The sequence below is a fragment of the Deinococcus sp. NW-56 genome, assembly GCF_002953415.1.
Lineage (GTDB): Bacteria > Deinococcota > Deinococci > Deinococcales > Deinococcaceae > Deinococcus.
Genome location: NZ_CP026516.1, coordinates 1,818,943 through 1,844,970 on the forward strand (window position 1 = coordinate 1,818,943; position 26,028 = coordinate 1,844,970).

The window sequence follows — 26,028 nt, forward strand, 5'->3', positions numbered from 1 at the left end:
GCCTGCTTCTTGGACTCGGTGCAAGTTTAGCAGGCTGGCTTGGAGGCGCGGAATCCTGCCAAATGCCCCCCGCCCATCTCCTATTCATAAAGCCGCCGTCAAACTCATGAGGGGCGGGACTCATCTTGGTCCCCGAGGCTGCGGAGGATATGAAACAGCTTCTTGCCCTGACCGCTGCCGCCGCCCTTGCTACGGCGGGCGCCCAGACCACCACAACCACTGTGAACGCGATTCCTGCCACGCCCATCAGCACGGGCCTGAGCGGCGTCGAACTCGGCCTGACCGGTGGCTACGCGGGCGGCCTGAGCGGCGAGGTGTTCCTGCACGCGCCGAACGTGGCTGGCCCCTTCGGTGTGAAGGCGGGCGTGGCGTTCACGCGCTCGGACCGGCTCGACGACAACGCGGCCCTCGTCACGTTGGGTGAAGGTGACGCGATCACCCTGGGAGAGTTCAAGGACATTTTCGACGCCACCGAGACGGGCAGCGCGACCGTGTTCAGCCTCGACGGCACCTACGCGCTCGGGCAGGTCGCGCCGGGTCTGAACAGCCTGGTCTATGCAGGCGGACGCTACGGTCTGTTCCAGGGAGCCATCAACTACGAGGGCGAGAGCACGACCTACTCCAGCAGCAACTTCGGCATCGGCGCGGGCCTGATGCTCAGCTACCCGCTCAGCGGCGGCCTGAGCCTCGTGGGTGACCTCGGCGTCGACCAGTTCTTCGGTGGTGCGGTCAACGTGCGGCAGTCGAGCGGTGCGGACACCGACGCGGGCGCGGCCCAGGGCGTCTACCGCCAGCCCGGCACCGTCTTCAAGGCCCGCATCGGCATCAAGACCGGCTTCTAACCCCCACTTCCCTGCGGCCCCTCGTCCCCGGCGGACGGGGGGTCTTGCTGTGGCCGCTCCAGCAGCGCTTCTAACTGGGTGAAGGCCGCCACCACACGCGGGAATCCCAGGTACGGCACGCAGAACAGCAGCGCCTCGCGGACCTCGGCCTCGGTGGCGCCCGCCCGCAGCGCCCCCCGCAGGTGCGTCTTCAGCTCCGGGGGGCTGCCCAGCGAGGCCAGCAGCGCACAGGCGATCAGCTCCTTCGTCCTCAGGTCAAGGCCGGGGCGCTCGTAGACCGTGTCATAGGCGAAGTCGCGGATATACGCCATCAGGTCAGGGTCAAGGCGGGCGAGCCGCGCGAGGATGCGTTCCTCCTGTGCCCCGAAAATCTGGGCGCGGGCGCTGGGCTGGTCGGCAGGGTCGGACATGGCGAGCAGGCTAACAGCGCCGGGGCGGCCCCTCCCCACAGGAAAGGGCCGCCCCACGAACTGGCGTTTACTTCTTGAGCGCCTTGACGACCGCCGAGGTCAGGTCGGTGGCCTGGGTGTTGGCGTACACGACGACACCCGACTGCGCGGCCACGCGGCGGTCGAGGACCACCGTGAAGCCGCTGCCCCGCGCGACCGACGCCACGACCGAGTTCAGGCGGGTCTGGAGCGGCTTGAACTCTTTTGCCAGCCGGGTGCTGTGGCTCTTCTGGGCCGAGGCGAGGCCCTGCTGCGCCTTCTGGTAGGCCTGCACGTCGGCGGCCTTGCGGGTCTTCTGGGCCTGGGCGGCGAGCTTTTGCAGGTTGGTCTGCTTGGCCTTCAGGTCGGCGTCCACCCGCTTTTGCAGGCTGAGGTAGCCCGAGGAGTTGGGCATCGCGGCGACGGCCTGCTGCACGTTCACGAAGCCGACACGCGAGCGGGACTTCTGGGCGTGCGGCACGGTGCTGAGCAGGGCCAGCGGAAGGAGGAGAAGGGCGTAACGCATGGGCACTTCCTTTTGTGGGGGGGGCTTTCGGGAGGCGGGCTTGGGACGGGGGGGCAGCTTCAAGGCGAGACCCCCGCCGGTGCGGGGGCCGTCAGCCTGCGCGGGCAGGGAGCCTCGCTTACTTCAGGGCCTTGACGGCGGCGTCGGTGAGGTCGGTGCCGTTCTCGGCGAAGACCACGAGGCCGCTGGTGGCCGCCACGCGGCGGTCCATCACGATGGAGTAGCCGTTTTGCTTGGCGACGGTGCTGATCGCCGTGTCGGCGGCTTTTTCGGCGGCCGTCACGCGGGCCTGCATGCCCTGAATCTGGGTGTCGTAGGCCTTGGCGCGGGCCTGAAGGGTGCCCACGAGCTGCGTGCGCTTGTCCTTTTCGGCGGCCGAGGCCTGAGCGCCCTTGGCGTCGATGTCACGAATCTGCTTTTCCAGGCCGCTGAGTTCGGTTTCGGCCTTCTTGCGCAGTTCGGTCAGCTCCTTGCCGACCGGCTGGGCGTTCATGATGGTTTGAACGTCCACGAAGCCGACCTTCTGGGGCGTGGTCTGGGCGTGAGGGGCGAGGGAACCCAGGCCGAACGCGGCCACGAGGGCCACGGGAGCGAGCGCCTTGGCGTTAATCTTCATGGGGCGCACGCTAGCACGGCCCTTTCTGAGCGGCATGAAGTTCTGTGCATCCGCCTCACATGGGCAATCAGCGCTGCGTCAGCTTGACAGGGGCTTCCATCCGGCGCCAGGAAAGGTAAGCTGGGTCATGCTTGTCCGCGACTGGATGACGCGTGACCCCATCACGGTCACGCCCGATACGCCTGTGATGGACGCCCTGCGGATTCTCAAGGAACGGGGCTTCCGCCGCCTCCCGGTGATGGAGGGGGGCCGCCTGATCGGCATCACCACCCGCAAGGACCTCAAGGACGCGATGCCCAGCAAGGCGACCACCCTGAGCGTCTGGGAACTGAACTACCTGCTGAGCAAGCTGACCGTCTCGGAGATGATGGCCCGGCCCGTCATCACCGCGCAGGAAGACGAGTACATGGAAGACGCCGCCCTGCGGATGCAGGAGCACGGGGTCGGCGGCCTGCCCGTCGTGGACGCGGGGGGCCGGGTCACGGGCATCATCACGATCACCGACGTGCTGCGGGCCTTCGTGGACATCATGGGCATGAAGGAGGGCGGCACACGCCTGACGCTGGACATGCCCGACACCCCCGGCAGCCTCGTGCGTGCCGCTCAGGCCGCACAGCCCAGCAACATCATCAGCGTGGCGACCTACGGCCACAGCGCGGAAGGGGGCGAGCCCCACCGCCGCTTCGTGATGCGCGTGACGGGCGACGGAGCGCGGGACGTGACGGCGCGGGTGCGGTCGGCGGGAATCGACGTGCTGGACTGAGGGACCCCTCACCCCCTGGCTTCGCCAGGCCCCTCTCCCCTCTGGAGAGGGGTTTTTCAATGTCCTCCCTCCCGCTCAGCCAGTGCCCGCCACGCCGCCGACACCGCCGCGCCGCGCCCGAAGGGGACACCCAGGCTGGCGAAGCAGTCCTCCAAGATGCCCGCGACGCCCAGCGCGTCGTAGCGGTCGGCGTAGCCCAGGGTCGAGACGCGGAAGACTGTGTCCTCGTGCGGAGCCTGACCGGGGAGTGCCCGCTGGCCCATCTCGGCGAGGCGGGCGGCCACCTGACGGCCGGTGAGGGGCGCGGGCGGCCGCAGCACCGCGACGGCGGGCGAGGTGCGGGCCGCCCAGGCCGGGGCACCCAGCGCTTCCCCAGCCGCGATCAGCGCGTCGGCCTGCCGCCGTTTCTCGGCCCACAGCACCTCACGCGGCACGGCGAGCAACCGGTCGAGGGCCAGCGACAGCGCGGAGATCAGGTTGATGGCGGGCGTCTGGGGGGTGTTGCCCCCCTTCTGCCCGCGCAGCTCGCGGGTCAGGTCGAGGTAGAAGCCGCGCCCGGTGGCCCCCACCATCCGATCCTGCACCTCGGGGCTGAACAGCACGAAGCCCAGGCCGGGCGGGGTCGCGGTCCCCTTCTGGCTGCCGCTGACGATGGCGTCCACCCCCCACTCGGCGGGCCTAAGCTCGGCCACCCCGTAGGAGGTGATGCAGTCGGCAATCACAATCAGGTCGGGATTCTTCGCCTTGGCCGCCCGCGTGATCGCCGCGAGGTCGTGCAGCGCCCCGGTGCTCGTTTCACTGTGGGTGACGAGGAGGGTGTGGGCGTCCGCACTGGCCTCGGCCACCTCCTCCGGGTCCAGCAGGTCGCCCCAGGTCTTGGAGACGAGGGTGGTGTCGTAGCCGAGCCTCTGCGCCATCTCGCCCCAGCGTTCGCTGAACTTGCCCGCCTGCGCGTTGACGACCTTCGCGCCCTCCGGGGTCAGGCTGATCAAGGCTCCCTCGAAGGCCCCGGTGCCGCTGCTGGTGGTGATCACCGCGTCGTAGGGGTCGCCCAGCAGGGCCGTGAGCTTGGCCCGCGCTTCTGCCAAGGCCGCGATCCCCTCCGGCGAGCGGTGGTGCGGCTGCGGGCGGGCGAGTTCCAGCAGCACGCGCGGCTCGACCTCCACCGGGCCGGGGGCGATCAGGCGCTGGCGGTTGAGGGGCAGGTGGGGGGGCCGGGAGGGGGCGTCGGGCATGGGGGCATGCTAGTTCGGAAGACAGCTTCGGTGCGCGGCCTCCTTAGCTCAAGCGGCGACCCGGCAGCCGGAGCTCCTGCATGACACTGCCCTCAAGGGGACCACAGCAGCCCCCAGTCCAGAAAGACCACCCCGCAGACCAGCACGACGGTCAGGGCCACTGAAAAGAGCAGCCCGAATCCCGTCCGCTACCTCGGCGGCGCCAGCGGCAGCAGCCGCACCCCGCCTTCCCCGTCGCCGCCGATCAGGGTGGTGCCGTCGGGACTGAGGGCCTCGGGCCAGCCGTCCCAGACGCGGGTGATCGCCCCCAGGGTGCGCCCCGTGGCGACCTCGCGCAGCTCCAGCCACTCGCGGCCCTGCACGTCCACCCCCGCGCGGCGCACCAGGACCCGGCTGCCGTCCGCGCTGAAGCCGACCACGCCGCTGGTCCCCGCGAGGTAGGCGGGCGCGGGCAGCTCCTTGCCGTCCGCGAGGCGAATCAGGCGCCCGCGCGAGGCCAGCATCCCCATGCTGTCGGGGGTGAAGGTGCCGTAGCCCACCCCGTTCAGGGTGGTGCGGAGTGCCCCCGTGCCGCTCTCGAAGAGGCGCGTTTTCGTCTGCCCCCGGAAGAGGGGCGCGAAGAGGCGGCTGTCGGGACTGAAGGGCAGCGCGGTCGGCTCGCCCCCGCTCTGGCTCGTCACGGTGGTCACGCGCCGGACCGCCGCCCAGTCCCACAGTTGCGCGTAGCCGTTGCGGTTGCCCGCCGCCAGCCGGGTTCCGTCGGGGCTGAAGGCGAGTTGGGTTGTCCCCGTCAGGCCGCCCGCGACGAGCAGCTTCTGAAAGGTGGGGGCCGCAGACGCCGCCGGGTAGGTGCTGAGCACCCCGACCCGCCCGGCGCGGGTGAGGGGATCGGGCGTCAGCGCCACGGCGATCCAGCGCCCGTCGTGGCTGAGGGCCGGGGGCACGTCCAGCAGGGCCTCGGGCGGCAGCATCACCGAGCGGCGGCCCTCGCCGGTCGCGGCGTCCAGCAGCCGGACATGGGCGCTGTAGCGGCCCCGCACCGCGACGAGGCCAGAAGTCGCTCCCGGCGTCACGGGCAGCGCGGCGGGGGCGACCCCCACCACCACGAGGGGATCGGGCGGCACCCGGCGCTCGCTCGCCGCCGTCTGGGCATGGGCGGGCGCCAGCGCGAGAAGGGCCAGCAGGGGCCGCGCCCGCCGCGCCGTGAGGGGAGCGCCGCCGGGCCGGGCGGATGGGTTGAGCTTCACGCGGTCAGGCTAGCGCGGGGGCGGGGCCGGGAGGTGTGCGGGATTCGGCGTCCACGCCCAACCCCCTCCACCTCCAGCCTGCTACACCTGCACCAGATACGCCGAGTCGATCATGTCGAGTGCCCGGATGGCCCCGAGCTGCTCGGCGCTCAGCCCGTCATCCAGCGTGAGGGTAAAGAGGGCCTGCCCGCCCCGCTCGGCGCGGCCCAGCGCCATGCCCGCGATGTTGACGCCCCACTCCCCCAGCAGGGCCGAGAGCGCGGCCACCGCGCCGGGCCGGTCCTGGTTGGAGGCGATCAGGATGAAGCCCTCGGGGGCAAGTTCCACCCGGAAGTCGCGCAAGCGGGTCAGCCGGGGACTGCGCCCGAAGACGGTGCCGCCCACCGTGCGGGTGCGGGGGCGGCCCCCCTCGCCGTGGGCGGTCACGCGCAGGATGACCTCGGTCTGGTAGTCGGGACTCTGGGCCTCCTCGCGCACGGTCAGGGTCAGGCCACGTTCGCGGGCCAGGGCGCGGGCGTTGATCAGGTTGGGCACCTCGTCGGTGCTGCCCGAGAGGTAGCCCACCAGCGCCGCCGTGACGACCGGCGCGGGGTCGGCGGGAAAGTCGCCCCGGAAGGTCACCTCCAGTTCGTGCGCACCCGGCAGCAGTTGGGTCAGGATGCGCCCCAGCTTCTCGCCCAGGTCGAGGTAGCCGCCCAGTGCCTCCAGGGTGCGGGGGTCCAGCGCGGGCGCGTTCACGGCCCCCCGGCTCACGTCCCCGTGCAGGGCGGCGAGGACCCGGCCCACGATCTCGGCCCCGACGCGCTCCTGGGCTTCCACGGTATTCGCGCCCAGGTGCGCGGTGACACTGAGGTTGGGCGCGTCCAGCAAGGCGTGCCCCGGCGCGGGCGGTTCCTCCACGAACACGTCTATCCCCGCGCCCAGCAGGTGCCCCCGGTGCAGGGCCGCCGCCAGCGCCCCCTCGTCCACGATGCCGCCCCGCGCCGCGTTCACGACGACCGCGCCGGGTTTCAACCGGGCGAGTTCGCGCTCGCCGATCATTCCCCGCGTTTCCTCGGTCAGCGGGGTATGGACGGTCAGGAAGTCCACCCGGTCGAGCAGCTCGTCCAGCGTGGCGGCCCGCTCCACGCCGAGGCGCTCGAACTTGTTCTCCGGGACGTAGGGGTCGTGGGCGACCACATTCAGCCTCAGCCCCTGCGCCCGGTCGGCCACGATGGACCCGATGCGGCCCAGGCCCACGATGCCCAGCGTCTTGTCTTTCAATTCCGTGCCCAGGAACGTCCGGTCCCACTGCCCCGCCCGCGTCCGGCGGTCCGAACGCGTCAGGCCCCGCGCGGCGGCGAGCAGGTGCGCGAGGGCGAGTTCGGCGGCCGAGACGTTGTTGCTCTCGGGCGCGTTGAGCACCAGGATGCCCCGGCGCGAGCAGGCGTCGAGGTCGATGTTGTCCACCCCCACGCCCCCGCGCCCGATCACCCGGAGTCTCGGCCCCGCCGCCTCCAGCAGTTCGCGGTCCACGCGGGTGCGGCTGCGGGTGATCAGCGCGTCGTAGTCCGGCAAGCGGCGCAGCGTCTCCTCGCGCGGCAGGTTGCCCTCATAGTCGATCTCGAAGCCCTCGTGCTCCAGGGGGCCGGGGTTCATCTCGTCGCAGATCAACACCCGCAATGGAGCGGCGGGGAACGGGTCCGGCCGGGCAGGGAACGGCAGCGTCATGCCCCAGCGTAAGCGGCCACTTCCGCCGGAAGGCGGGGGCTGGCTAGGGCGTGATCGGCGGGCCGTGCAGGTCCACGTCCAGCGCCAGTGCCGAGTGCAGCCGCCGGGCGTACTCGCCCTCCCCCACCTCGTAGACCCCCAGCCGGGCGATGTGGGGGTTCTGAATCTGCGCGTCCAGCAGGGTGAAGCCCCGCGCGTGCAGGTGCCCGGCCAGCCGCACCAGGGCGACCTTGCTCGCGTCCCGGACGCGGTGAAATTTGCTCTCCGCGATAAAGGCCCCGCCCAGCGCGAGCCCCAATACCCCGCCCGCGAGTTCGCCCTCCCGCCAGACCTCGAAGGAGTGGGCCAGTCCGGTCCGGTGCAGGTGCGCGTACAGCTCGGCCAGCGGCGGGCTGATCCACTCGCCGTCGCGCTCGGGGGACCCCGGCAGGCGGCCCCGGCAGCCCTCCACGACCTGCGCGAAGGCCGTGTCCACCCGCACCTCGAAGCGCCCCAGTTCCCGCCGCAGCCGCCGCGCGACATGCAGCCCCTCCGCCCCCGTCAGCGGCACCAGCGCCCGCGTTTCCACCGCGTACCACTGGACCCCCTCGCCGTTGTCCATCAGGAAGGCGCCCGACGCGTACCCCCGCGCGACCTCTCGGGTCAGGGGGTCCGGGTGCTGGAGGAAGTGGGAGGCGTGGGGCATGGGAGGAAGGGTGAGTGGTCAGCGGGGAGTGGGAAGTGAAAGAAGCGCGGCGGGAGCTGAGACCGGGGCTCCACTTCCCACTTCCTCCTCCCTACTCACCCCTTGGGGTACAGCACCGCCTGGGTGCAGCGGAACAGTGCCATGACCCGGCCCTCTGGCCCCCTCACCTCGGCGTCCCAGACCTGGGTGGTGCGCCCGGCGTGGACGGCGCGGGCCTCGCAGGTCACAACGCCCTCGCGGGCGGTCGAGAGATGATTGCTCTTGAGTTCGATGGTGGTGAAGTTGCTGGCCCCCTCCGGCAGCAGCATCCGGGTGCCGTAGCCGCAGGTCGTGTCGGCCAGCGCAATCACCGATGCCGCGTGCAGGAAGCCGTTGGGCGCCAGCAGTTCGGGCCGTACCGTCAGCTCGGAGCGCAGCAGCCCGCGTTCGGCGTGCGTGAAGCGAATGCCCATCAGGCCGGGCAGGTGGCCCTCACCAAAGGCGTTGAGGTGGTCGAGCGTGGGCAGCATGGGGGGAAGGTAGCAGCCCAGCGCTAGCGGGGCCACAGCCGGTTCATCCACCCCGCCGGGTTGGTGCCCTCGCCGCGCACCCGCATCTCCAGGTGCAGGTGCGGCCCGGCGCTCAGGCCCGTGGAGCCGACCTCCCCGATCTTCTGGCCGCGCGTGACCTTCTGGCCGACCTTGGCGGTGACCCGGCTCTGGTGGAAGTACAGGCTGGTCAGGCCCGCCCCGTGGTCGATCACGACGAGGCCGCCGCGCACCGGGTACATCCCGGCGATCACGACCGTGCCGTCGTTGACCGCCAGGACGGGCGTGCCCACGGGTGCGGGGTAGTCGGTGCCGTAGTGGTACTGCACCGGGCCGCCCGCCACGTAGGTGCGCGGCTGCCCGAAGGCGCTGCTCTGGGCCTTCACGGCCACGGCGGGGGCAAAGGGCCGGGTCCACACCTGCGGGGTGCGGCGGGCGTAGGCCTGCTCGACGGCGGCGTCCTCCGCCTTGCGGCCGGGGTCCTCGAGCTTGCGGCTGATGGCGCGGGGCAGATTGAGGTACTGCACGGTCTGGTTCAGACCTGTCACCGGGACGCTGCCGCGCAGGGCCTTGCCGTCCAGCGCGACCTCGTAGGTCACCGGGGTGGTCTTGCCCAGCACCACCCGCCCCGGCACCACGTACTCGCCCGCCGCCCCGACCGGGGTCAGGCGCTCGGCGGGCAGCCGCACGTTCTCGCCCACCTCGCTGGGAAAGCGCACCGTGACCTCGCCTGCCCGCGCCCCGCTGAGCCGCAGCACGAAGGCGTCGCCCATCCGCACGCTCGCCGGGGCCATCACCGAGACGCCCTCCAGCCGGGTCACGCGGGTCAGGGGCGGCGCGGCCGGGGCCGGGGGCGTGGCGGCAGGGGGCGTCGTGGTCGGTGGAGTCGCCGGGGCCTGGGGGGGCAGCGGCGGCTCGCCGGGCAGGCGCAGGGTCTGCCCGATCTCGATGGTGGTGCCCGTCAGCGCGTTCAGGCGCTGCAACTCCGCGACGGTCGTGCCGTACTTGCGGGCGATGGAATACAGCGTGTCGCCTTTCACGACGGTGTGCGCCGCTCCCGCCGTTCCCAGCAGGAGCGCGGCGGCACAGAGGAGCGGCCAGGCCGGACGAACTGGAACGCGGCGGCGGGTCATGCCCGGCAGGATAGCCGCCGGGGGCGGGGGACCGGATGAACCCTCAAGGCTGAGCCGTGTCCAGCACCAGCGTCACCGGGCCGTCGTTGGTCAGGTCGAGGGTCATGTGTGCCCCGAAGACCCCCTCCCCCACCGGCAACCCGCAGGCCCGCAGCGCCGCGCCAAACTCGGCGTACAGCGCACGGGCCTGCTCGGGCGGCGCGGCCCCCGAGAACCCCGGCCGGTTGCCCCGCCGCGTATCGGCAAAGAGGGTGAACTGGCTGACGCTGAGGACCCCGCCGCCGATGTCCAGCACGCTGCGGTTCATCTTCCCAGCTTCATCTGCGAACAGGCGCATCCGGGCGATCTTGGCGGCGAGGGCCTGTGCGGTTTCCGGGGTGTCCTCCGGCGCGACGCCCAGCAGCACGAGGAGGCCGGGACCCGTTTCACCCGTGACCCGGCCGTCGACCGTGCAGGTCGCGCGGGTCACGCGCTGCAAGACGGCCCGCACGCTAGTTGCCCAGCCGTGCCCGCAGGCTGCCGATCGCGTCCGTGAGCAGCTCGGCCTCCGTGAAGTCGAGGTTGCCGCGCGTCTTCTCGGCCAGCATGGTGAGCAGCCGGAGGGAGCGCTCGGCGGTCTGGCGGGCACGGTCCTCGGTCAAGAGGCCGTCGCGGGCGGCGCTGGCGGTCGCGGCGTTGAGGTCGCCGAGCGCCGCTTCGGCGGTGGCCTGAAGGGTGCTCACGAGTCCGACGAATTCGGGGTTGGGCATGGGGGCAGTCTACAGAGAGGGCCTCCCTCTCCGGAGATCAGCCCTGCGCCGGGGTGCCCGCCGGGGCCGCGCCCAGCTTGGGGCGGTGGCTGCGGGCCTCGCGCCGGGTCTTGGGGTCGAGGCCGACGAGCAGGAAGAAGTTCTCCAGCGCGTTCTCGCGGCCCTTGATCTCGGCGTGCTCGTGCTCGGGCGTGCCCGTCACGAAAGGCAGGGCGCGGTAGAGGGAAAGTGCGTACTCGACCACCTCGTCGCTGGCGTGCATCTCGGCGTACTGCCCGAGTTCGACGTACAGCGCCCGGCGGCTCTCGGCGTGCTGCAAGAAGGCGTCTGGGTGCGGCGTTTCCGGTGCCCGCAGCATGTCCTGCCGGGCGATGCGGCGGTAGTGCTTGAGACCTTGCAAGAGCTGTTCGGTCGTCATCAGTTCCTTCATCGGTCCTCCAGCCGGAGCGGCCTCCGGCCTGCTGTGAGCTGAAGTATAGGCTCCCCCGACCCCCGAGGCTGACCCCATGAGAAGCGACTCACGCCAAAGCGGGGACGATTGTGCCCGTGAGAAAGATGAGATTTGTACTCCGACCAGGAGTCCCCGAAAGCGCCGTCCACACCGCCAAAACCTCCCCATCTAAAGAAATGAGTCAGAATCTGAGAAGTTTGAATCTGATCGGACGTTTTCCCTCATTTCATCGAAAAGATGATCGTATAGAGGCCGCATAGGCGCATAAAAAACCCGGTTTCCCCCGAGGATTAAGGAAAAAAGAATAAAGGCCGGGTAAACTCACCCGGTCGATGAAAGCGCTCCGAACCCTCCTGATTGCCGCCGCCCTGGGCAGCGCGCCCGCCCTCGCCGCCACCTACACCGTCAAGGCGGGAGACACGCTCTCCAAGATCGCCAGCGTGTACCGAATGGAACCCGCGCAGATCATGCGCCTGAACGGCCTGCGGTCTACCACCATCGAGATCGGGCAGAAGCTGAACCTGGGCAATGTGGCCGTGCCCGCGACCACCGCCCGCACGGCAGCCCCGGCGGCCCCCCGTGGCGGCGCGTTCGTGCGGGCCACCGCCTCACGCTTCCTGGGCATTCGCTACGCGCTGGGGGGCACGGGAGGCCGGGGCATCGACTGCTCGGGCTACACCTCGCTGGTGTTCAGGCAGCTCGGCATCACCCTGCCGCGCACGGCGGCCGCGCAGTGGCGCACGGGCTACGCGGTGAGCAGCCGCAACCTGATGCCCGGCGACCTCGTGTTCTTCAACACCACCGGCCGGGTCGCCAGCCACGTCGGCATCTATATCGGCGACGGCCTGATGGCGAACGCCAACAGCTACCAGGGCCGCACCGTGATCGAGCCGCTGTTCGGCAACCCCTACTGGGCGCAGCGCTACGTCGGCGCCCGCCGCGTCCTGAGCTGACCCTCCCCCATCCCTTTCATCAACCGAGTGCCCCCGCCCGCGTGGTGGGGGCGCTGCGTTTTGGGGGCTGTCCGCGCCCAGCAGGCAGCGAAAAGGCCCCAGCCGGGGCTGGAGCCTGAACAGGGTGCGCAGGGCCTCCTTTACTGACGAATCACCTGCGCGTCCTTGGGCAGCGTCTTGAGGCCCGCCACCGTCAGGCCGCTGTTCACGCGGTAGTTGGAGACATTCAGGTCCGCCAGCACGCGGTTGCCGGAGCCCAGGAACTGAATGCGGGTGGGGCGCCAGCCCGCTTCCGTGATCCACACACGGGCCTTGTCGCCGCTGTTCTTGGGGGTGGCTTCAAGCTGGTAGACCTTGTTGCCACCGGAGGTCGTGGTGCCCAGCAGCCGCACGGTGTAGTCGCCCAGCAGGTCGGAGACGTTGCTCAGCCGGGTGAAGTCCAGCCCGCCGAGGCCCGCCTGAGCGGTGGCCTTCTTGATGGGCGTGACCGTGATCTGGTTGGTCAGGAAAAGGTACTGCCGGACCTCGTTGCGGTCGGCCACCACGATGTTGTCGGCCAGCGCGTCGGGCGCGTTGAACTGGATGCGGGCCACACCCTGCGCGGGAATGGAGCGCACAGTCAGGTCGATCTTCTGGGCCTGCGATTCCAGCGAGGCGCTCCCGGTCAGGCGGAAGGACACGTCCTTGGCCGACTTCTGGGCGCTGTCCACCCGCTTGAGGATGTCCTGCGCGGTCTGGGCGCCCGCTGTGGACACCAGCGCGGCGAGGGTCAGGAGGGGGAGAAAGTGCTTCACGTCCGGTAGTCTTTCACCCGCCCCCATGAGAAGAGGGGGCCGAGGCTGACCACGCATTCACGCCGCCCAGAGACGGTGGGAACGGCTACTCGCCGCTGTCCCCGGCGCCTCCCAGCGGGAAGCGGTAGGTCGCCCGGACGCCAAAGCCCCCGGTGCCGCCCCGTACATCGGTGGTCAGGGTGCCGGGGCCGAGGGGGACTTCAACCTCTGCCCCGGCCCGCAGGGGTGCAGCCGCGCGGCGCCACGGCTCGTAGGCGACGTACAGGCGCGTAGTGCTCTCCTCTCCCAGCAGGCCAGGCACGCCCAGGCTGCCCACCGCCCCCCAACTTCCCGGCCCGGCGAGGGCGTCCAGCGAGGCGGTGAGGCCCGACTCGGCGGCGTAGGTCACTCCACCCGTGACCCCCAGCACGTCGGCGCCCGCCCGTGCGCCCAGCCGCAAGGTCAGGCTGCCCGTGCCCTCGGTGAGGGGTTCGGCCTCTGGGTCGTCGCCCTCCTCGGGCGGGAGGGTGCGGGTGAGGTCGCGCCGCCACTCGGCCCCCAGCAGGGCGTGGGGCTGCACCCCGAACTCGCCCCCGGCCACCGCGACGAGGGTGCGGTTCACCCGGTAGCGGGCCGTCACGTCGGCCGCCCAGCCCCGCGCCCGCAGGTCGGTGGGCGTGAGACTCCACGCGGCCAGGGGGTCCACGTCGGTCGCGGCGGCGGTGAAGAAGCTTCCGCCCACATTCAGGGCCACCGGCCCCAGCGTGCCGCTCGCGCGGGTGTCCAGCCGCACGCCGCCCCGGTACGTCACGGCGGCCCCACCCGTCAGCGAGACGGCTCCAGCGGGGGGCAGGCTCAGGCCGCCCGAGAGCCGCGCCTCCAGCGCCCGCGTGCTCGCCGCCGCGTCCAGCCGCACCCGCCCGAGGTCCACGTCCGTCACGCCCACGCGGGCCAACACACCACCCGGCGCTGCGTAGGACACGCCGAACTTCAGTTCCGCCGCGCTTGCCGCGCCCCCCAGCAGGGCGCCGACCATCAGCGCCCGCCGCACCGTCCCCCAGCTCTGGCCTGTCATGGGGGCAGGGTACTCCGGTCTGGCCTTCCGTCAGGTAGGCGGCAGGCGAGCGGGGTAGCGTGGGGACGTGAAGCGGCTCTCGCGTCTTCCCTTCCTCGCTGCGCCCCTGCTGGCGCTGTCCCTGTCCGGCTGTGCGCCGCTGGCCTCGCTGCAATCGGTGGTGCAGGTGCCCACCTTCGAGCTTCAGAGCGTGCGCCTGACCAGGCTCAGCCTGCCGGGGGGCGGCAACCCGGCCCTCGCGTCCGTCACGGTGGGCCTGCGGGTGGGCAATCCCAACCCCCTCCCCGTGCGCCTCGCGCGGGTGGATGCCCGGCTGGTCATTGACGGCGAGGATGTGGGCGCTGTCACCCTGCCCGGCGTCAACCTGCCCGCACGGGGCGAGGGGCCGCTCGTGGCCGAGGTGCGGCTGCCCGTCACGCTGACGACGGCCGGGGCCTTCCTGCGGGTGGCGCGGGGGCAGGAGGTGGCGTTCCGGGTGGACGGCAGCTTCACCGCCGACTTCGGGCCGCTGGGACAGCCCACCTTCGGGCCGTTCACGCTGGCGCAGGGCGTGTGGCAGCAGCCAGCGATCCTGCCGTTTTGAGGGCTGCTACCTTGCCCCCGTGACCGTGCCCCCCGACACCTCCCCCAGCCCTGACCCCCAGCGGGCCTGGGCTTACCGCCCGGCCTCTCCCCTGCGCGGTGCTCCGGACGGGCCGCTCGCGGGGCTGACTTTCAGCGTGAAGGACCTGTTCGGCGTCCCCGGCTGGCCGCTGACAGCGAGTACGCGGGCACCCGTGCCGGAGGTCGGGGAAAGCGTGCTGGTGCGGCGGTTGCTGGACCTGGGGGCGTCGGCAGTCGGCAAGACGCATCTGCACGAGGTCGCCCTGGGCATCACGGGGATGAACGGGTACGGGGGCACCGAGCACCCATTTCTGCCGGGCCATGCCCCCGGCGGAAGCAGCAGCGGGGCGGCGGTCACGGTGGCGCTGGGGCAGGTGGATGTTGCGCTGGGGACGGACACGGGCGGCTCGATCCGGGTTCCGGCGGCGTGGTGCGGGGTGGTGGGGTACAAGCCGACCAAGGGGCATCCGGCCTGGAGCACCGACGGCGTGCTGCCCCTCTCGCCCACCTGCGACCACGCGGGGCCGCTCGCCCGCGACGTGGCGACCGTGGTGCGCGTTCACGAGGCGCTGACGGGTGAGAGCGTCCCGAGGCAGGACTGGGCCGGGGTGCGGGTGGGCCTGTGGCTCCCGGAGGGGTGGGTGACAGACGGGGTGCGGGCGGCGGTGCAGACCTTCGCGGCCACGCTGGAGGCACGTGGCGCGGTTCTCTCAACGGTGAGGCTGCCCGAGATGCTCGACGCCTACACGCCCATCGTGCTGAGCGAGGCGGCGCAAGTGCACCGGGAGGCGCTGCGGCGGGCCGAGCCGGGCTTCCTGCCCTTCACCCTGGCCTCGCTGCGGCAGGGGGAGGCGCTGGGCACGGAGGAGGTGGCGGCCGCCCAAGCCCGCCGGGAGGTGTACCGGGCCGAGGTGGACGCCCTGTTCGAGAGCTGCGACGTGCTGCTCGCGCCCGCCGTTCCTACACCCCCGCCGCCGCTGGGCACGGACGAAGTAGACCTGCCGGGGGGCCGCGTCCCCCTGCGCCGCGCCGTGCTGCGCCTGACCGTGCCCTTCAGCCTGCTGGGGCTGCCCAGCGTGGCCCTGCCGACAGGAATGCCCTGGGTGGGGGTGCAGCTCGTGGGACCACGCGGAGAAGACGCGCGGGTGCTGGGGCTGGCCCGGTCACTGACGGCTGAGGGCTGAAGGCTGACCCCTCCCCTACAATGCCCCCCATGAAGACCGATCCCGTGGACCTGACCCTCTTTCTGGCGCAGAGCGTGGTGGACCAGCCCTCGCTGGTGCGGGCCTCGCGGCGCGGGCCGACCGTGATCGTGCGGGTCGGCCCCGGCGAGGAAGGCCGCTTCATCGGGCGGCAGGGCCGGGTCATCCAGGCGATCCGCACCCTGGTCCGGGCCGCGACCGATCCCGCCGACCGCATCAACGTGGACCTCGACGCGCCGCGGAAGGGTTGAGGGTGGGCGCATGAATCCGCCGGACGACACCACCCGGCTGGGGCACTTCCTGGGACCACACGGCGTCTCGGGCGGCGTGAAGGTCTACGTGCTGGGCGACCCCGCGCAACTGCTGGAGCTGCCGCGCGTGTGGGTCGAGGGCCGGGGCTGGCTGCGGGTGCGCCGCGCCGACCCCCTCGCGCCGGGGGTGGCCCTGCATCTCGCGGGAATCACTACCCGCGAGGGCGCCGAGGCGTTGCGCGGCGCGAATGTCTACGCCGCCGACGCCGACCTCCCCCCGCTGGAGGAAGGCGAGTACTACTACCACGAGCTGCGCGGCCTGCCCGTGTCCAGCGCGGCGGGCGAGCGGCTGGGTGAGGTCGTGGACGTGCAGGACGCCGGGCATCAGGACCTGCTGGTCGTCTCACACCCCGGCGGCGAGGGCTTCCTGCCGCTGCAAGCGCCCTACGTGGAGGTCCGCCTGAATGCCCAGGGCCGTCCCGAGGCCGTCGCCCTGACCGACGAGGCTCCTGCCGGGCTGCTGGGCGAGGAGGCGGAGGAAGCGTGAGGCTCAGGTGCTGACCTTCTCCTTCCTGACCCTCTTTCCCGAGCTGCTCGCCCCCTTCGCGTCCGAGGCGATTCTGGGCAAGGCGGCGGTGCGGGGGCTGATCGGCGTGAACCTCGTCGACATGCGTGACTTTGCGGACAACAAGCACGCCAAGGTGGACGACACGCCGTATGGCGGCGGCGCGGGCATGGTCATCCGGGTGGATGTGGCCGAGCGTGCCCTGGCGAGCCTGCCGCCCGCCGACGAGGTGATCCTGTTCACGCCCGCCGGGGAGCGCTTTACCCAGCGCACGGCGGAGGAGCTGTCCACGAAGACGCACCTCGCCTTCCTATGCGGGCGCTACGAGGGCTTCGACGCTCGGGTGGAGACGCTGGTGACGCGCGAACTCAGCATCGGGGACTTCGTGATGATGGGGGGCGAGGCGGCGGCGGCCTGCGTGCTGGAGGCGGTCGCCCGGCTGCGTCCCGGCGTGTTGGGCGACGAGGCCTCGCACCGGGACGATTCCTTTTCCAGCGGGCTGCTGGACTACCCGGAGTACACCCGCCCGCCCGAGTGGCGCGGTCAGGCGGTGCCCGACGTGCTGAAGGGGGGCAATCACGGCGCCATCGCCCGCTGGCGGCGCGAGCAGGCGCTGGCCCGCACCCTGGCGCGGCGGCCCGACCTGCTGCCGGGTGCGGGCCTCACGCCCCAGGACAGCGCGGCGCTGCTGGCGCTGGGGGCGACCCCGGAAGACCTCGCCGCGTGGGGGGCTCCGCCGCCGCCCGCGCCCCGGCGGAAGCGGTCGCGCTCGCCGAAAGATGAGTCTGGTCTGTAGTCCCGGCTGACGTTGCCCCGCGCCCGAAGGCGCAGCATAGCCGCAGAGATATGTCGTTGCCGCTCTTTCCCCTCCCGAACACCGTCCTCTTTCCGGGACAGGTGTTGCCGCTCTACGTCTTCGAACCGCGTTACCGCGAACTGCTGGCACGGGTGCAGGCGAGCGGGGAGCCTTTCGGCGTGGTGCGGCTGCAGCCCCGGCTGGAGGGCGGCACGACCCTGCTGGACCGCATCGGGCGGGTGGGCACCCTGGCGCACCTGCTGGAAGCCGAGACGCACGAGGACGGCACGAGCAGCATCCTCGTCGTGGGGGGCGAGCGCTTCCGGGTGCGCGAGTTCGACCCCACGCACGCTTACCTCAGCGCCGAGGTGGACCCCTGGCCGCTGGACCCCGACCCGCTGGGTGCCCCCGCCGAGGAAGCCACCGCCCGGCGGCTTCTGAGCGACCTGCTGCGGCTGCACCCCACCGAGACGGAAGCCATCCGCTCCAACGCGCCGGACACGCCCCTGCTGCTGGCGAGCTACGCCGCCGCCCTGCTGCCGCTGGACGCCGAGCAGCGAGAAGAAGCGCTGCGGGCGCCCACCCTGCTCGACCGCCTCGACATGCTGCGGGCGGCGGTGCCGCTGGGGGCGCGGGAGCTGAACTAGCGGCTAGAACACCACCGTCTTGTTGCCCTCCACCAGCACCCGGTGGTCCACGTGGGCCTTCACGGCGCGGGCGAGCACCTGCCGCTCCACGTCGCGCCCGAGGCGCACCAGGGAGTCGGGCGTCTCGCGGTGGGTGACCGGGACCACGTCCTGCGCGATGATCGGCCCGGCGTCGAGTTCCTCGGTGACGTAGTGGCTGGTCGCCCCGATCAGCTTGACGCCACGCTCGAACGCGGCCCGGTAGGGGTTGGCTCCCACGAAGGCGGGCAGGAACGAGTGGTGGATGTTGATGACCGGGCAGCCTACCTCCCGCAGGAAGTCGCCCGACAGGATCTGCATGTAGCGGGCCAGCACCACGAAATCGGCCCCGGCCTCCCGCAGGAGCCGGACCTGTTCGGCCTCGGCCTCCGGCTTGTTCTCGCGGGTCACGGGCACCACGTGAAAGGGCACGCCGAAAGTCTCCGCGTCGCCCCGCAGGTCCTCATGGTTACTCAGGACGAGGGGCACCTCGGCGTTCAGGTCGCCCCGGCGCACCCGCCACAGCAGGTCGAGCAGGCAGTGGTCGTAGCGGCTCACCATCAGGGCCATGCGCCCCGGCCGCGCGGCGTCACTGAGGCGCCACTCCATTCCGAAGGGTTCGGCCACCACGTTCTGAAAGGCCCGCCGCAACGGCTCGAGCGCGAGGTCGAGGCCCGCGAGCGAGAACTCCATCCGCATGAAAAAGGTGCCCCCCACCAGACCGCTGGAATGCTGGTCGGAATGGATGATGTTCGCCCCGTGGTTGAAGAGAAACTGCGACACCGCCGCCACGATCCCTCCCCGGTCGGGGCAAGTCACGGTGAGAACCGCCGTGTCGGAGGGACCGGGGGTAACGGCGTCGGTGGGGGGCAGAGGTGGGACCGTCATGTGCCGGGCAGGATAGCGGGGCAGGCGACGGGCCGGGTGCTCTACCCTTGGACCGTGTCCACCCCCGACCTTCCCCCGGCCCTGAGCTACGACCCCGCCGCGCACGCCGCGCTGCTGGCGGACTACTGCCTGTCGGCGGCGCCCGGCGAGCGCCTGCTGGTCGCGGGCGGCGTGTCCGGCACTCCCCTGGTGCGGGCCGTGACCCGCGCCCTGCTGACGCGCGGCGCCCGCCCGGTGGTGCGGCTGGACTACCCCGGCCAGGACGACGACTGGGCCGAACTCGCGCAGGACGCGGTGCTGGACAGTGCCCACCCCGCCGACCTCGCGGACGTGGAGGCGCTGGGCGGCAGCCTGCGCATCCTGACCCCCGAACCCAATACCCCCGGCGACGCCGCCCGCCGCGCCCGCCTGACGGCCTCCCGCGCCCCGGTCGCCGCGATCCGGGCGCGGAAGAAGTGGAGCCTCACCCTCTACCCCACCGCGCACGCGGCGGCCCAGGCGGGCATGTCGGAAGCCGAGTTCGGCGCCTTCGTCATGCGGGCGATGTTCCTCGACCGCGCCGACCCGGTGGCCGCCTGGGGCGAGGTGCGCGAGATGCAGGCGCGGCTGATCGAGCGGCTTACGCGGGCGGACACGGTGCGGATCGAGGCCCCCGGCACCGACCTCACCCTGCGGGTGGGGGGCCGCACCTGGGCCAACAGCGACGGCAAGCGCAACATGCCCAGCGGCGAGGTCTTTACAGGGCCGCACGAGGACAGCGCCGAGGGCGTGGTGACCTTTACCGTACCTGCGAGCTACGGCGGCGTGGTGGTGCGCGGCGCGAGGCTGGTCTTCCGGGCGGGCGAGGTCGTGGAAGCAAGCGCCGAGGAAGGCGAGGACGTGCTGCGGGCGGCTCTGGCGACCGACCCCGGAGCGCGGCGGCTGGGCGAGCTGGGCATCGGCACGAACTTCGGCATCCAGACGCCGACCGGGAACATCCTCTTCGACGAGAAGATCGGCGGCACCGTTCACCTCGCGCTGGGCCGCTCCTACCCCGAGACCGGGGGCACCAACGCCAGCGCGATCCACTGGGACCTGATCACCGACCTGCGCGGGCAGGGTCGCCTGACGCTCGACGGGGAAGTGGTGCAGGAGGGGGGCCAGTTCCTCTGACCTGAGCAGCCCGCGCAAGTGCGGCCCCGGACCGATCAGGGACATGGTAAGAGTGCAAGATGGACGACGCCCTCACCGTGTCCCTGATCTACGCCATTGCCATTCCATTGGTCACGCTGGGGCATGAGCTGGGACACGCCGTGGTGCCGCTGCTGAAGACGCGGGAGCCAGTTCGGGTGCAGCTTGGACCTGCAAGCAGTCCTCCGCTCTTCCAGACGCGGCTGGGACGGCTCACCTTTGACGTTCGGCGCCTGTTCTTTGTGGGCGGCTGCTGCTTCTGGCCGGGCCTGACCCCCCGTCAGCACTTCTGGGCCGTCGCGGGCGGGCCGCTCGCCTCGCTGCTGATGCTGGTGGTGGGAGCCGCTGCACTCGTCGGCATTCGCACCGAGGCGGTGTGGCTTGTCGCGCAAATTTTTATGACTCTGAGCTTTTTCCAGCTCGTCATGACGCTCTGGCCGATGCAGTATCCGGCATGGTACGCAGGCTACGCCGGGTTTCAAAGCGACGGCGCCCAGCTCCTCCGCCTCTGGCCCCGCCTCCGCCCGGCGAGGTAAACGGAGAGGCCGGAGCACCCGCCCCGGCCTTTTTCGCTTCCCCAATGCCCGCTTACACCCGTGTCAAATCCTTCGGCAGCGGCAGGAACTCGATTTCTGGGTGCTGCTCGGCGGTGTAGTCGAGGTCGTACTTGGAGCGGAACAGCATCACCGGGCGGCCCTGGTCGTCCTCGACGTGCCGGGCGAAGCGGGCCACGTTGCTGGGATCGCCCGCCAGCCACCGCACGAGCTGATAGGACGTGACATGCAACTCCACGTCCACCCCGTATTCCTCCTGCAAGCGGGCCTGAAAGACCTCGAACTGGAGGGGGCCGACCGCGCCCAGGTAGGGGTCACGGGCGCCGTCGGTGGGGTAGAAGACCTGCACGACGCCTTCCTCCGCAAGCTGGGTCAGGCCCTTCATAAAGGCCTTGCGCTTGCCCACGTCCTTCAGGGAGATGGTGGCGAAGGTTTCCGGCGTGAAGCGCGGAAAGCTCGGAAGCGTGACCTTGGCGTCCACGCTCACCACGTCCCCGATCTGGAAGACGCCGGGGTTGACCAGCCCGACGATGTCACCGGGATAGGCTTCCTCCACCTTCTCGCGGTCCTGCGCGAAGAGGGTGTGCGCCTGCGAGAGCCGCAGCTTGCGCCCGGTGCGGGTATGGGTCACGTCCATGCCGCGCTCGAAATGCCCGCTCATGACCCGCATAAAGGCGGTGCGGTCGCGGTGTGCCCGGCTCATGTTGGCCTGCAACTTGAAGATGAACCCCGCGAACCCCGCGTCGGGCGCCCGCTCGCCCAGGTTCGTCTCCACCGGGCCGGGCGGCGGCGCAAGGTCCACGAAGTTCCGCAGGAAGTGCTCGACCCCGAAGTTGTTCATCGCCGAGCCGAAGAAGACTGGGGTGAGTTCGCCCGACAGGAAGGCGGCGGGGTCGAACTCGGGCATCGCGCCCTGAATCAGCTCCACGTCCTCGCGCAGCTTGGCGGCGAGGTCGGCGCCCACGAGCGCGTCGAGCTGGGGGTCCTCTAGGCCCGCCGTCTGCACCGGCGCCCGGTGCTTGCCGCCGGAGGTCCGCTCGAAGGCAAGGACCTGCCCGGTCTGGAGGTCATAGACCCCCTTGAAGTCGGGGCCGTCGCCAATGGGCCAGGTCAGCGGCACCGCCGTGATCTTCAGGGTCCCCTCCACCTGCGCGATCAGCTCGAAGGGGTCCTGGGCGGGGCGGTCCATCTTGTTCACGAAGGTCAGGATGGGAATGCCCCGGTTGCGGCACACGGCGAAGAGCTTCTCGGTCTGCGCCTGCACGCCACGGGCCGCGTCCAGCACCATCAGCGCGGAGTCGGCGGCGGTCAGGGTGCGGTAGGTGTCCTCCGAGAAATCCTGGTGTCCCGGCGTGTCGAGCAGATTGATGTGCCGCCCGCCGTACTCGAAGGTGAGTGCCGAGGAGGAAATCGAGATGCCGCGCTGCTGCTCGATGCTCATCCAGTCGGACTTGGTGTGCGAGCGGCCTTCCTTGGCGGTGACCGATCCGGCCTCCTGAATGGCGCCTCCGTACAGCAGCAGCTTCTCGGTGATGGTGGTCTTGCCCGCGTCGGGGTGGGAGATGATGGCAAAGGTGCGGCGGCGGGCGATTTCAAAGTCGAGGGCGGCGGTGGGGGTGGTCATGCGGGAACTCCTGCGGGCGGGAAGAGGACGCGCCCGGCGCTGTGGGTCTGGGGAAAAACGCTCACCTGCGACTCGCGCTCACGGGGGCGGGAGGAGGTGGGTCATCCCGACATGATAGCGCCCCCGCCGGGCTGGAAGGCCGCGAGCGCCGCGTCCAGGGTCCCCAGCCGCGCTGCGATCAGCCGCGCCGGGTCGCGGTTGTACCCTCCGGCCATCACGGTGACGAGCGGCGTCCGGGTGTGGGCCGCCCAGCGAAACACCCGGTCGTCGCGCTCCCGCACTCCCTCCAGCGTCAGCCCCAGCTTGCCCAGTTGGTCCCCTTCCAGCACGTCCGCTCCCGCCAGGTAGAAGGCGAAATCGGGCCGGAAGGCCGCCCCGGCAGGCGCGACCTCCCGGTCGAGGGCGGCGAGGTAGGCTGCGTCCCCGGTGCCATCGGGCAACGCTACGTCGAGGTCACTGGTCGCCTTCTGAAAGGGGTAGTTGTTCGCCCCATGCACGCTGACGGTGAGCACACGCGGCTCGCCCGCGAACAGCGCCGCCGTGCCGTTGCCCTGATGCACGTCGAGGTCGAGAATCAGCACCCGCCGCGCGTGCACGCCGTCCAGCAACCAGCGGGCGCTGATCGCTACGTCGTTGAGGAAGGAAAAGCCCTCGGCCCGGTCCCGCGAGGCGTGGTGCGTTCCCCCGCCGAGGTTGATTCCCAGCCCGTGCGCGAGGGCATCGCGCGTGGCCGCCAGGGTCGCGCCGCTGCTTCCCAGACCGCGCTCCACGACCGCCGGGGACCAGGGAAAGCCCAGCGCCCGCTCCTCCTCCCGTGTGACCTCGCCCCGGCGCCAGCGGGCCAGGTAGACGGGGTCGTGGACTCGCTCGGCATCGGCCCATGCCAGCGGCGGCGCGTCGAGGAGGGGGAGGCGTTCGGCAGCCCCCGCGAGCAGGCGGTCCAGGAACTCACGGGGCAGGAACTGACGGCGGGGCGGTGGCGCCGCGCTATAGGCCGCCCGGCGAAAAGCGGTCCAGGCGCGGGGCCAGGCGGGAGGGAGGGGTGGAGTCACGGGGGCAGGCTACGGCTCGGTAAGCCGCGTGAATGGACTAATGCAAGGGGCGCCAGACAAATCTGGCAGTTCAATCCTATCCATTGCCATTTGGTGTTAGATAGCCCAGATGTCGCCAGTTCCAGGGAAGTGGGGCGGCATGGATGAAGTACTGACGTTGGAGGAACTGGCCACTTATCTCAAGGTCAGCGAGACGACGGCCTACGCCCTGGTGCGGAGCGGGGACATTCCGGGGCGCAAGGTGGGGCGGGAGTGGCGCTTTCTCAGGGCGCGAGTGGTGGAGTGGCTGATGCAAGCCGGAGGAGACGACATGGAACAGCAGAGCGGTGTGGTGCAGCGCGACGAGCACGGTAGCGAGTACAAGGTGGAAGGCGGGCGCGAGTATGTGGCGATGTGGCTGCCCCTGTCCCGCGAGGAGAAGGCCGCGCAGCTGGACAAGGCCGCCCGCGAGGGGGTCAACGTGAGCGAACTGGTCGCGGAGTACCTGAAACGCTGGGCGCAGGCGTAAACGGTCCTGTCAGGCCAGAGGCTCCCCACGCGGGGGGCCTTTTTGCGTGCGGGTCAGTTCAGCGCCCCGTCACCCGGCCCCGCCGCACCCAGGTAGGCGGCGGTCAAGTCGCGCAGCATCCGGCGGGCCAGGGCGATCAGGGCGTCCTCGCCCGTGTCCTCCACCCGGAACCTCAGGCCCTGACCGTACTCGCCCACGAAAGCCCCCCCGTCGCGGCGCACCCGCACCAGCACCTCGCACAGGCCCAGGCGCAACCACGCGGCGTGCCAGCCGCCTGGGGGCGGTGGACGCAGGGGCGCGTCGGGATCGGGCACGAGGTCCAAGGAGACGTTGTTCAGCGGCAGGCCCGGCCCGCTGGCGGTTCGCAGCGCGTGGTACAGGGCGTTCAGCAGCGCCTCGCACGCCCGCGCCTCGGCCTGACGCTCGCCCGCGCGGCGACGGATGGCAGCTTGCAGGGCGTCGAAGTCGGACACGGGGTATTCGTATCACGTCGGGGAACCGGGAAGGAACGGTTCCCGGCGCCCCCCGCTATCCTGCCCCGCGTGCCTCCCTTCCCCGCCCGGCCCCTGCTACTGCTGTCCAACGGCACCGCCGAGGACCTGATCGGGGCGCGGCTGCTGGAGGAAGTGGGGCGGCCCGCGCGGGTGCTCCCGCTGGTGGGCGAGGGGCGGGCGTACGCGGGGGTCCCCGGCGCGACGAAGATCGGCCCCACACTGAGCCTCCCCAGTGGGGGCTTTCCCTTCGGGAGCGTGGCGAACCTGCGGGCCGACCTGCGGGCGGGGCTGATCGGCACCACGCTGGGGCAGGTGCGGGCGGCACGGGCGGCGGGCCGGGAGGCGGGAGTGGTGGCCGTGGTGGGCGACGCGCACGCGCTCACCCTGGGAACCCTGGCCGCGCGGGCGGGGGGGGTGCCGCTCGTGCATGTCCAGCCCCTCCTGAGTGCCCACTACGCCGAGCGGCTGGGGCTGCGGGGAGCGCTGCGGGAACTGAACGCGCTGGGGGCCAACCTGCCGCTGCCTTCCGAACTCGCCCTCGCCCGGCGGGCGCACACGGTCTACCTGCGGGACGCGGCGACCGCCCGGCTCTACGCGGCGCGGGGGGTCCCTGCCCGCTGGGCTGGAAGCTTTGCGATGGACACGCTGCCCGCCCCCGAGCGAGACCTCTCCGCCCTGATCGGTGACCGCCCGGCCCTGGCCCTGCTGCCGGGATCGCGGGAGGACCACCGGGAGAGCCTCCCCCTGATGCTGCGGGCCGCCGCCCGGTTGCCGGAGGTGACGCCGCTCGTCGCCTGGCCCCACGGGTGGGCGGCCGTGACCCTGCCGCCGGGGTGGACTCTGCGCGTGGAGGACGACCGGACGGCCTGGGCCGAGGGAGAGCGAACGCGGGTCACGCTGCTGCGCGGGGCCTTCGGAGCGGTCGCGCGGGCGGCCGACGTGGCCGTGGGCACGGCAGGCACCGCCAACGAGCAACTCGCCGGGCTGGGGGTGCCCGTCGTAGCCTTTCCCACGCGGGGGCCACAGTTCACCCCCGGCTTCGTGCGGCGGCAGGGGCGGCTCTTGGGAGAGGCGCTGCGGCCGGTCCCGCCGGACCCGGAGGCGATGGCGGCCGAGGTGCGGGCAGTGCTGCGGGACGGCCGGGGGCGGGCACGAGCCGCCCTGGACGGACTGACGCGGATAGGGCCGGGAGGGGCGCTGCCCGTGATTGCGGCCGAGTTGCGGGCCTTGCTGGATCAGCGGCCGTAGCTCGCGGCCAGCCGCCGCCAGCCCTCCCGCCCCCCGATGCGGCGGGGGGGCAGGTCGCGCAGCAGGACGGGCTGGAGGCCCCGCTCGGCCAGCCCTGTCAGCAGCACGTCGAGCAGGGCGGGCGTGACCTCCGGACCGTCGTGCAGCAGAACCACGCTGCCGGGCCGCACGCGGGCGAGCACCCTGGCGGCAAGGGAGGCCGCGTCCCCCTCCGTCCAGTCCCGACCTTCCACGTCCCAGAGCGCCACTTCGCGCCCGGCGAGGCGGACCAGCAGGCGAGTCAGCGGGCCGTGGCCCCCGTAGGGCGGGCGGTAGAGATGCGGCCCCGGCTCTCCCGCGCGGGGATGCCAGCGCACCTGTGCCCACTCACGCCAGGGGGGCAGCCGCAGGGCATGGACGTGCCAGCGCCCGTGCGCCTCCAACCCGTGCCCGGCGGCGCGAAGGGCCGCCAGATGCTCCGGCCAACGCTCGGCAGCGGGCGCGGTCACGAAGAAGGTCGCGGGAGCCCCGTGGCGGGCGAGTACCGCGAGCAACTCGGGAGTGCGCTCGCCGGGGCCGTCGTCGAAGGTGAGGGCGACCCTGGGACGGTCGCGGCCCCCTGGTCCCAGCGCCCCCCACCCGGCGGCGCGGCCCCCGACCTCGGCGGCAAGGACGGCTCCCAGGCCCGCCAGGGCCACCCACGCCCAGGCTCTCAT

32 protein-coding genes are annotated in these 26,028 nt (G+C 71.7%); 13 read left to right on the forward strand and 19 right to left on the reverse strand.

Going from position 1 to position 26,028, the window contains the following annotated elements; translation table 11 throughout:
* Positions 1-149: 149 nt before the first annotated feature.
* The gene (locus tag C3K08_RS09095; protein WP_104991020.1) at positions 150-842 is read left to right on the forward strand and encodes a hypothetical protein; all 693 of its coding nucleotides are present in this window, start codon (positions 150-152) and stop codon (positions 840-842) included.
* On the opposite strand, the gene C3K08_RS09100 is transcribed toward C3K08_RS09095, so the two are convergent.
* The 3 genes from C3K08_RS09100 to C3K08_RS09110 form a co-directional block, all read right to left on the reverse strand.
* The gene (locus tag C3K08_RS09100; RefSeq protein ID WP_104991021.1) at positions 839-1,252 is read right to left on the reverse strand and encodes a carboxymuconolactone decarboxylase family protein; all 414 of its coding nucleotides are present in this window, start codon (positions 1,250-1,252) and stop codon (positions 839-841) included. The genes C3K08_RS09095 and C3K08_RS09100 overlap by 4 nt on opposite strands.
* A 67-nt stretch (positions 1,253-1,319) precedes the next feature.
* Positions 1,320-1,796 carry an OmpH family outer membrane protein gene (locus C3K08_RS09105; RefSeq protein WP_104991022.1) on the reverse strand — a complete coding sequence of 159 codons (477 nt, stop codon included), beginning with the start codon at positions 1,794-1,796 and terminating at the stop codon, positions 1,320-1,322.
* 118 nt (positions 1,797-1,914) lie between these two features.
* Positions 1,915-2,412, reverse strand: coding sequence for an OmpH family outer membrane protein (locus C3K08_RS09110; RefSeq protein WP_104991023.1), 498 nt, complete (start codon positions 2,410-2,412; stop codon positions 1,915-1,917).
* Positions 2,413-2,539: 127 nt separating this feature from the next.
* Between C3K08_RS09110 and C3K08_RS09115 the strand changes: the two genes are divergently transcribed.
* Complete coding sequence (locus C3K08_RS09115; protein ID WP_104991024.1) at positions 2,540-3,175, forward strand: CBS and ACT domain-containing protein; 636 nt, start codon at positions 2,540-2,542, stop codon at positions 3,173-3,175.
* A 56-nt stretch (positions 3,176-3,231) separates the two neighbouring features.
* Here C3K08_RS09115 and C3K08_RS09120 read toward each other — a convergent pair whose 3' ends face one another.
* The 9 genes from C3K08_RS09120 to C3K08_RS09160 form a co-directional block, all read right to left on the reverse strand.
* Complete coding sequence (locus tag C3K08_RS09120; protein WP_104991025.1) at positions 3,232-4,410, reverse strand: aminotransferase class V-fold PLP-dependent enzyme; 1,179 nt, start codon at positions 4,408-4,410, stop codon at positions 3,232-3,234.
* A 188-nt stretch (positions 4,411-4,598) separates the two neighbouring features.
* Positions 4,599-5,657, reverse strand: coding sequence for a WD40 repeat domain-containing protein (locus C3K08_RS09125; RefSeq protein WP_104991026.1), 1,059 nt, complete (start codon positions 5,655-5,657; stop codon positions 4,599-4,601).
* Between the two features lie 81 nt (positions 5,658-5,738).
* Positions 5,739-7,367 (reverse strand): phosphoglycerate dehydrogenase, encoded by a 1,629-nt coding sequence (gene serA / locus C3K08_RS09130; protein WP_104991027.1) that lies wholly within the window; start codon positions 7,365-7,367, stop codon positions 5,739-5,741.
* Positions 7,368-7,410: 43 nt separating this feature from the next.
* The gene (aat, locus tag C3K08_RS09135) at positions 7,411-8,052 is read right to left on the reverse strand and encodes a leucyl/phenylalanyl-tRNA--protein transferase (protein WP_104991028.1); all 642 of its coding nucleotides are present in this window, start codon (positions 8,050-8,052) and stop codon (positions 7,411-7,413) included.
* 95 nt (positions 8,053-8,147) lie between these two features.
* Complete coding sequence (locus C3K08_RS09140) at positions 8,148-8,561, reverse strand: PaaI family thioesterase (RefSeq protein ID WP_199776906.1); 414 nt, start codon at positions 8,559-8,561, stop codon at positions 8,148-8,150.
* Between the two features lie 23 nt (positions 8,562-8,584).
* Positions 8,585-9,712: a peptidoglycan DD-metalloendopeptidase family protein gene (locus tag C3K08_RS09145; protein WP_104991029.1), complete on the reverse strand. Its 1,128-nt coding sequence runs from the start codon at positions 9,710-9,712 to the stop codon at positions 8,585-8,587.
* A gap of 43 nt (positions 9,713-9,755) precedes the next feature.
* On the reverse strand, positions 9,756-10,202 hold the full coding sequence (gene dtd / locus C3K08_RS09150; RefSeq protein ID WP_104991030.1) for a D-aminoacyl-tRNA deacylase: 447 nt from the start codon (positions 10,200-10,202) through the stop codon (positions 9,756-9,758).
* Position 10,203: 1 nt separating this feature from the next.
* Positions 10,204-10,461 carry a DUF1844 domain-containing protein gene (locus C3K08_RS09155; RefSeq protein ID WP_104991031.1) on the reverse strand — a complete coding sequence of 86 codons (258 nt, stop codon included), beginning with the start codon at positions 10,459-10,461 and terminating at the stop codon, positions 10,204-10,206.
* A gap of 37 nt (positions 10,462-10,498) precedes the next feature.
* Positions 10,499-10,891 carry a hypothetical protein gene (locus C3K08_RS09160; protein WP_104991032.1) on the reverse strand — a complete coding sequence of 131 codons (393 nt, stop codon included), beginning with the start codon at positions 10,889-10,891 and terminating at the stop codon, positions 10,499-10,501.
* Positions 10,892-11,244: 353 nt separating this feature from the next.
* Here C3K08_RS09160 and C3K08_RS09165 point away from each other — a divergent pair, with 353 nt between their 5' ends.
* The gene (locus C3K08_RS09165; RefSeq protein WP_104991033.1) at positions 11,245-11,865 is read left to right on the forward strand and encodes a LysM peptidoglycan-binding domain-containing C40 family peptidase; all 621 of its coding nucleotides are present in this window, start codon (positions 11,245-11,247) and stop codon (positions 11,863-11,865) included.
* 140 nt (positions 11,866-12,005) lie between these two features.
* Here C3K08_RS09165 and C3K08_RS09170 read toward each other — a convergent pair whose 3' ends face one another.
* Together C3K08_RS09170 and C3K08_RS09175 are read right to left on the reverse strand one after the other, a co-directional pair.
* The gene (locus C3K08_RS09170) at positions 12,006-12,659 is read right to left on the reverse strand and encodes an outer membrane lipoprotein carrier protein LolA (RefSeq protein ID WP_104991034.1); all 654 of its coding nucleotides are present in this window, start codon (positions 12,657-12,659) and stop codon (positions 12,006-12,008) included.
* Positions 12,660-12,744: 85 nt separating this feature from the next.
* Complete coding sequence (locus C3K08_RS09175; RefSeq protein ID WP_234009037.1) at positions 12,745-13,713, reverse strand: hypothetical protein; 969 nt, start codon at positions 13,711-13,713, stop codon at positions 12,745-12,747.
* Positions 13,714-13,780: 67 nt separating this feature from the next.
* Here C3K08_RS09175 and C3K08_RS09180 point away from each other — a divergent pair, with 67 nt between their 5' ends.
* From C3K08_RS09180 to C3K08_RS09205, 6 genes are read left to right on the forward strand one after another with little or no spacing between them, the layout of a single operon-like run.
* Positions 13,781-14,296, forward strand: a complete 516-nt coding sequence (locus C3K08_RS09180) for an LEA type 2 family protein (protein WP_104991035.1) — start codon at positions 13,781-13,783, stop codon at positions 14,294-14,296.
* Positions 14,297-14,315: 19 nt separating this feature from the next.
* Complete coding sequence (locus C3K08_RS09185) at positions 14,316-15,500, forward strand: amidase (protein WP_234009038.1); 1,185 nt, start codon at positions 14,316-14,318, stop codon at positions 15,498-15,500.
* A 29-nt stretch (positions 15,501-15,529) separates the two neighbouring features.
* The gene (locus C3K08_RS09190) at positions 15,530-15,769 is read left to right on the forward strand and encodes a KH domain-containing protein (protein ID WP_199776908.1); all 240 of its coding nucleotides are present in this window, start codon (positions 15,530-15,532) and stop codon (positions 15,767-15,769) included.
* 10 nt (positions 15,770-15,779) lie between these two features.
* On the forward strand, positions 15,780-16,316 hold the full coding sequence (gene rimM / locus C3K08_RS09195; protein ID WP_104991037.1) for a ribosome maturation factor RimM: 537 nt from the start codon (positions 15,780-15,782) through the stop codon (positions 16,314-16,316).
* Positions 16,317-16,323: 7 nt separating this feature from the next.
* Complete coding sequence (gene trmD, locus C3K08_RS09200) at positions 16,324-17,130, forward strand: tRNA (guanosine(37)-N1)-methyltransferase TrmD (RefSeq protein ID WP_104991038.1); 807 nt, start codon at positions 16,324-16,326, stop codon at positions 17,128-17,130.
* Positions 17,131-17,180: 50 nt separating this feature from the next.
* On the forward strand, positions 17,181-17,777 hold the full coding sequence (locus C3K08_RS09205; protein ID WP_104991039.1) for an LON peptidase substrate-binding domain-containing protein: 597 nt from the start codon (positions 17,181-17,183) through the stop codon (positions 17,775-17,777).
* 3 nt (positions 17,778-17,780) lie between these two features.
* Here the strand turns inward: C3K08_RS09205 and purU are convergent, their stop codons facing one another.
* Entirely contained in the window at positions 17,781-18,683 is a 903-nt protein-coding gene (gene purU, locus C3K08_RS09210; RefSeq protein WP_104991040.1) for a formyltetrahydrofolate deformylase, read from the reverse strand.
* 54 nt (positions 18,684-18,737) lie between these two features.
* Here purU and C3K08_RS09215 point away from each other — a divergent pair, with 54 nt between their 5' ends.
* Positions 18,738-19,835 (forward strand): aminopeptidase, encoded by a 1,098-nt coding sequence (locus C3K08_RS09215; protein WP_234009039.1) that lies wholly within the window; start codon positions 18,738-18,740, stop codon positions 19,833-19,835.
* Between the two features lie 59 nt (positions 19,836-19,894).
* On the forward strand, positions 19,895-20,389 hold the full coding sequence (locus C3K08_RS09220) for a M50 family metallopeptidase (protein ID WP_104991042.1): 495 nt from the start codon (positions 19,895-19,897) through the stop codon (positions 20,387-20,389).
* Between the two features lie 52 nt (positions 20,390-20,441).
* Here the strand turns inward: C3K08_RS09220 and C3K08_RS09225 are convergent, their stop codons facing one another.
* Together C3K08_RS09225 and C3K08_RS09230 are read right to left on the reverse strand one after the other, a co-directional pair.
* Positions 20,442-22,031: a peptide chain release factor 3 gene (locus tag C3K08_RS09225; RefSeq protein ID WP_104991043.1), complete on the reverse strand. Its 1,590-nt coding sequence runs from the start codon at positions 22,029-22,031 to the stop codon at positions 20,442-20,444.
* A 101-nt stretch (positions 22,032-22,132) separates the two neighbouring features.
* Entirely contained in the window at positions 22,133-23,083 is a 951-nt protein-coding gene (locus C3K08_RS09230) for a histone deacetylase (protein WP_104991044.1), read from the reverse strand.
* Positions 23,084-23,222: 139 nt separating this feature from the next.
* On the opposite strand from C3K08_RS09230, the gene C3K08_RS09235 reads away from it, so the two are divergent.
* Positions 23,223-23,591 carry a helix-turn-helix domain-containing protein gene (locus tag C3K08_RS09235; RefSeq protein ID WP_104991045.1) on the forward strand — a complete coding sequence of 123 codons (369 nt, stop codon included), beginning with the start codon at positions 23,223-23,225 and terminating at the stop codon, positions 23,589-23,591.
* Positions 23,592-23,644: 53 nt separating this feature from the next.
* Here the strand turns inward: C3K08_RS09235 and C3K08_RS09240 are convergent, their stop codons facing one another.
* Complete coding sequence (locus tag C3K08_RS09240) at positions 23,645-24,064, reverse strand: hypothetical protein (RefSeq protein ID WP_104991046.1); 420 nt, start codon at positions 24,062-24,064, stop codon at positions 23,645-23,647.
* Between the two features lie 69 nt (positions 24,065-24,133).
* Here C3K08_RS09240 and C3K08_RS09245 point away from each other — a divergent pair, with 69 nt between their 5' ends.
* Positions 24,134-25,333 (forward strand): lipid-A-disaccharide synthase-related protein, encoded by a 1,200-nt coding sequence (locus C3K08_RS09245; protein ID WP_104991047.1) that lies wholly within the window; start codon positions 24,134-24,136, stop codon positions 25,331-25,333.
* Here the strand turns inward: C3K08_RS09245 and C3K08_RS09250 are convergent.
* Positions 25,321-26,028, reverse strand: coding sequence for a polysaccharide deacetylase family protein (locus C3K08_RS09250; protein WP_104991048.1), 708 nt, complete (start codon positions 26,026-26,028; stop codon positions 25,321-25,323). The two genes, C3K08_RS09245 and C3K08_RS09250, sit on opposite strands and share 13 nt — an antisense overlap.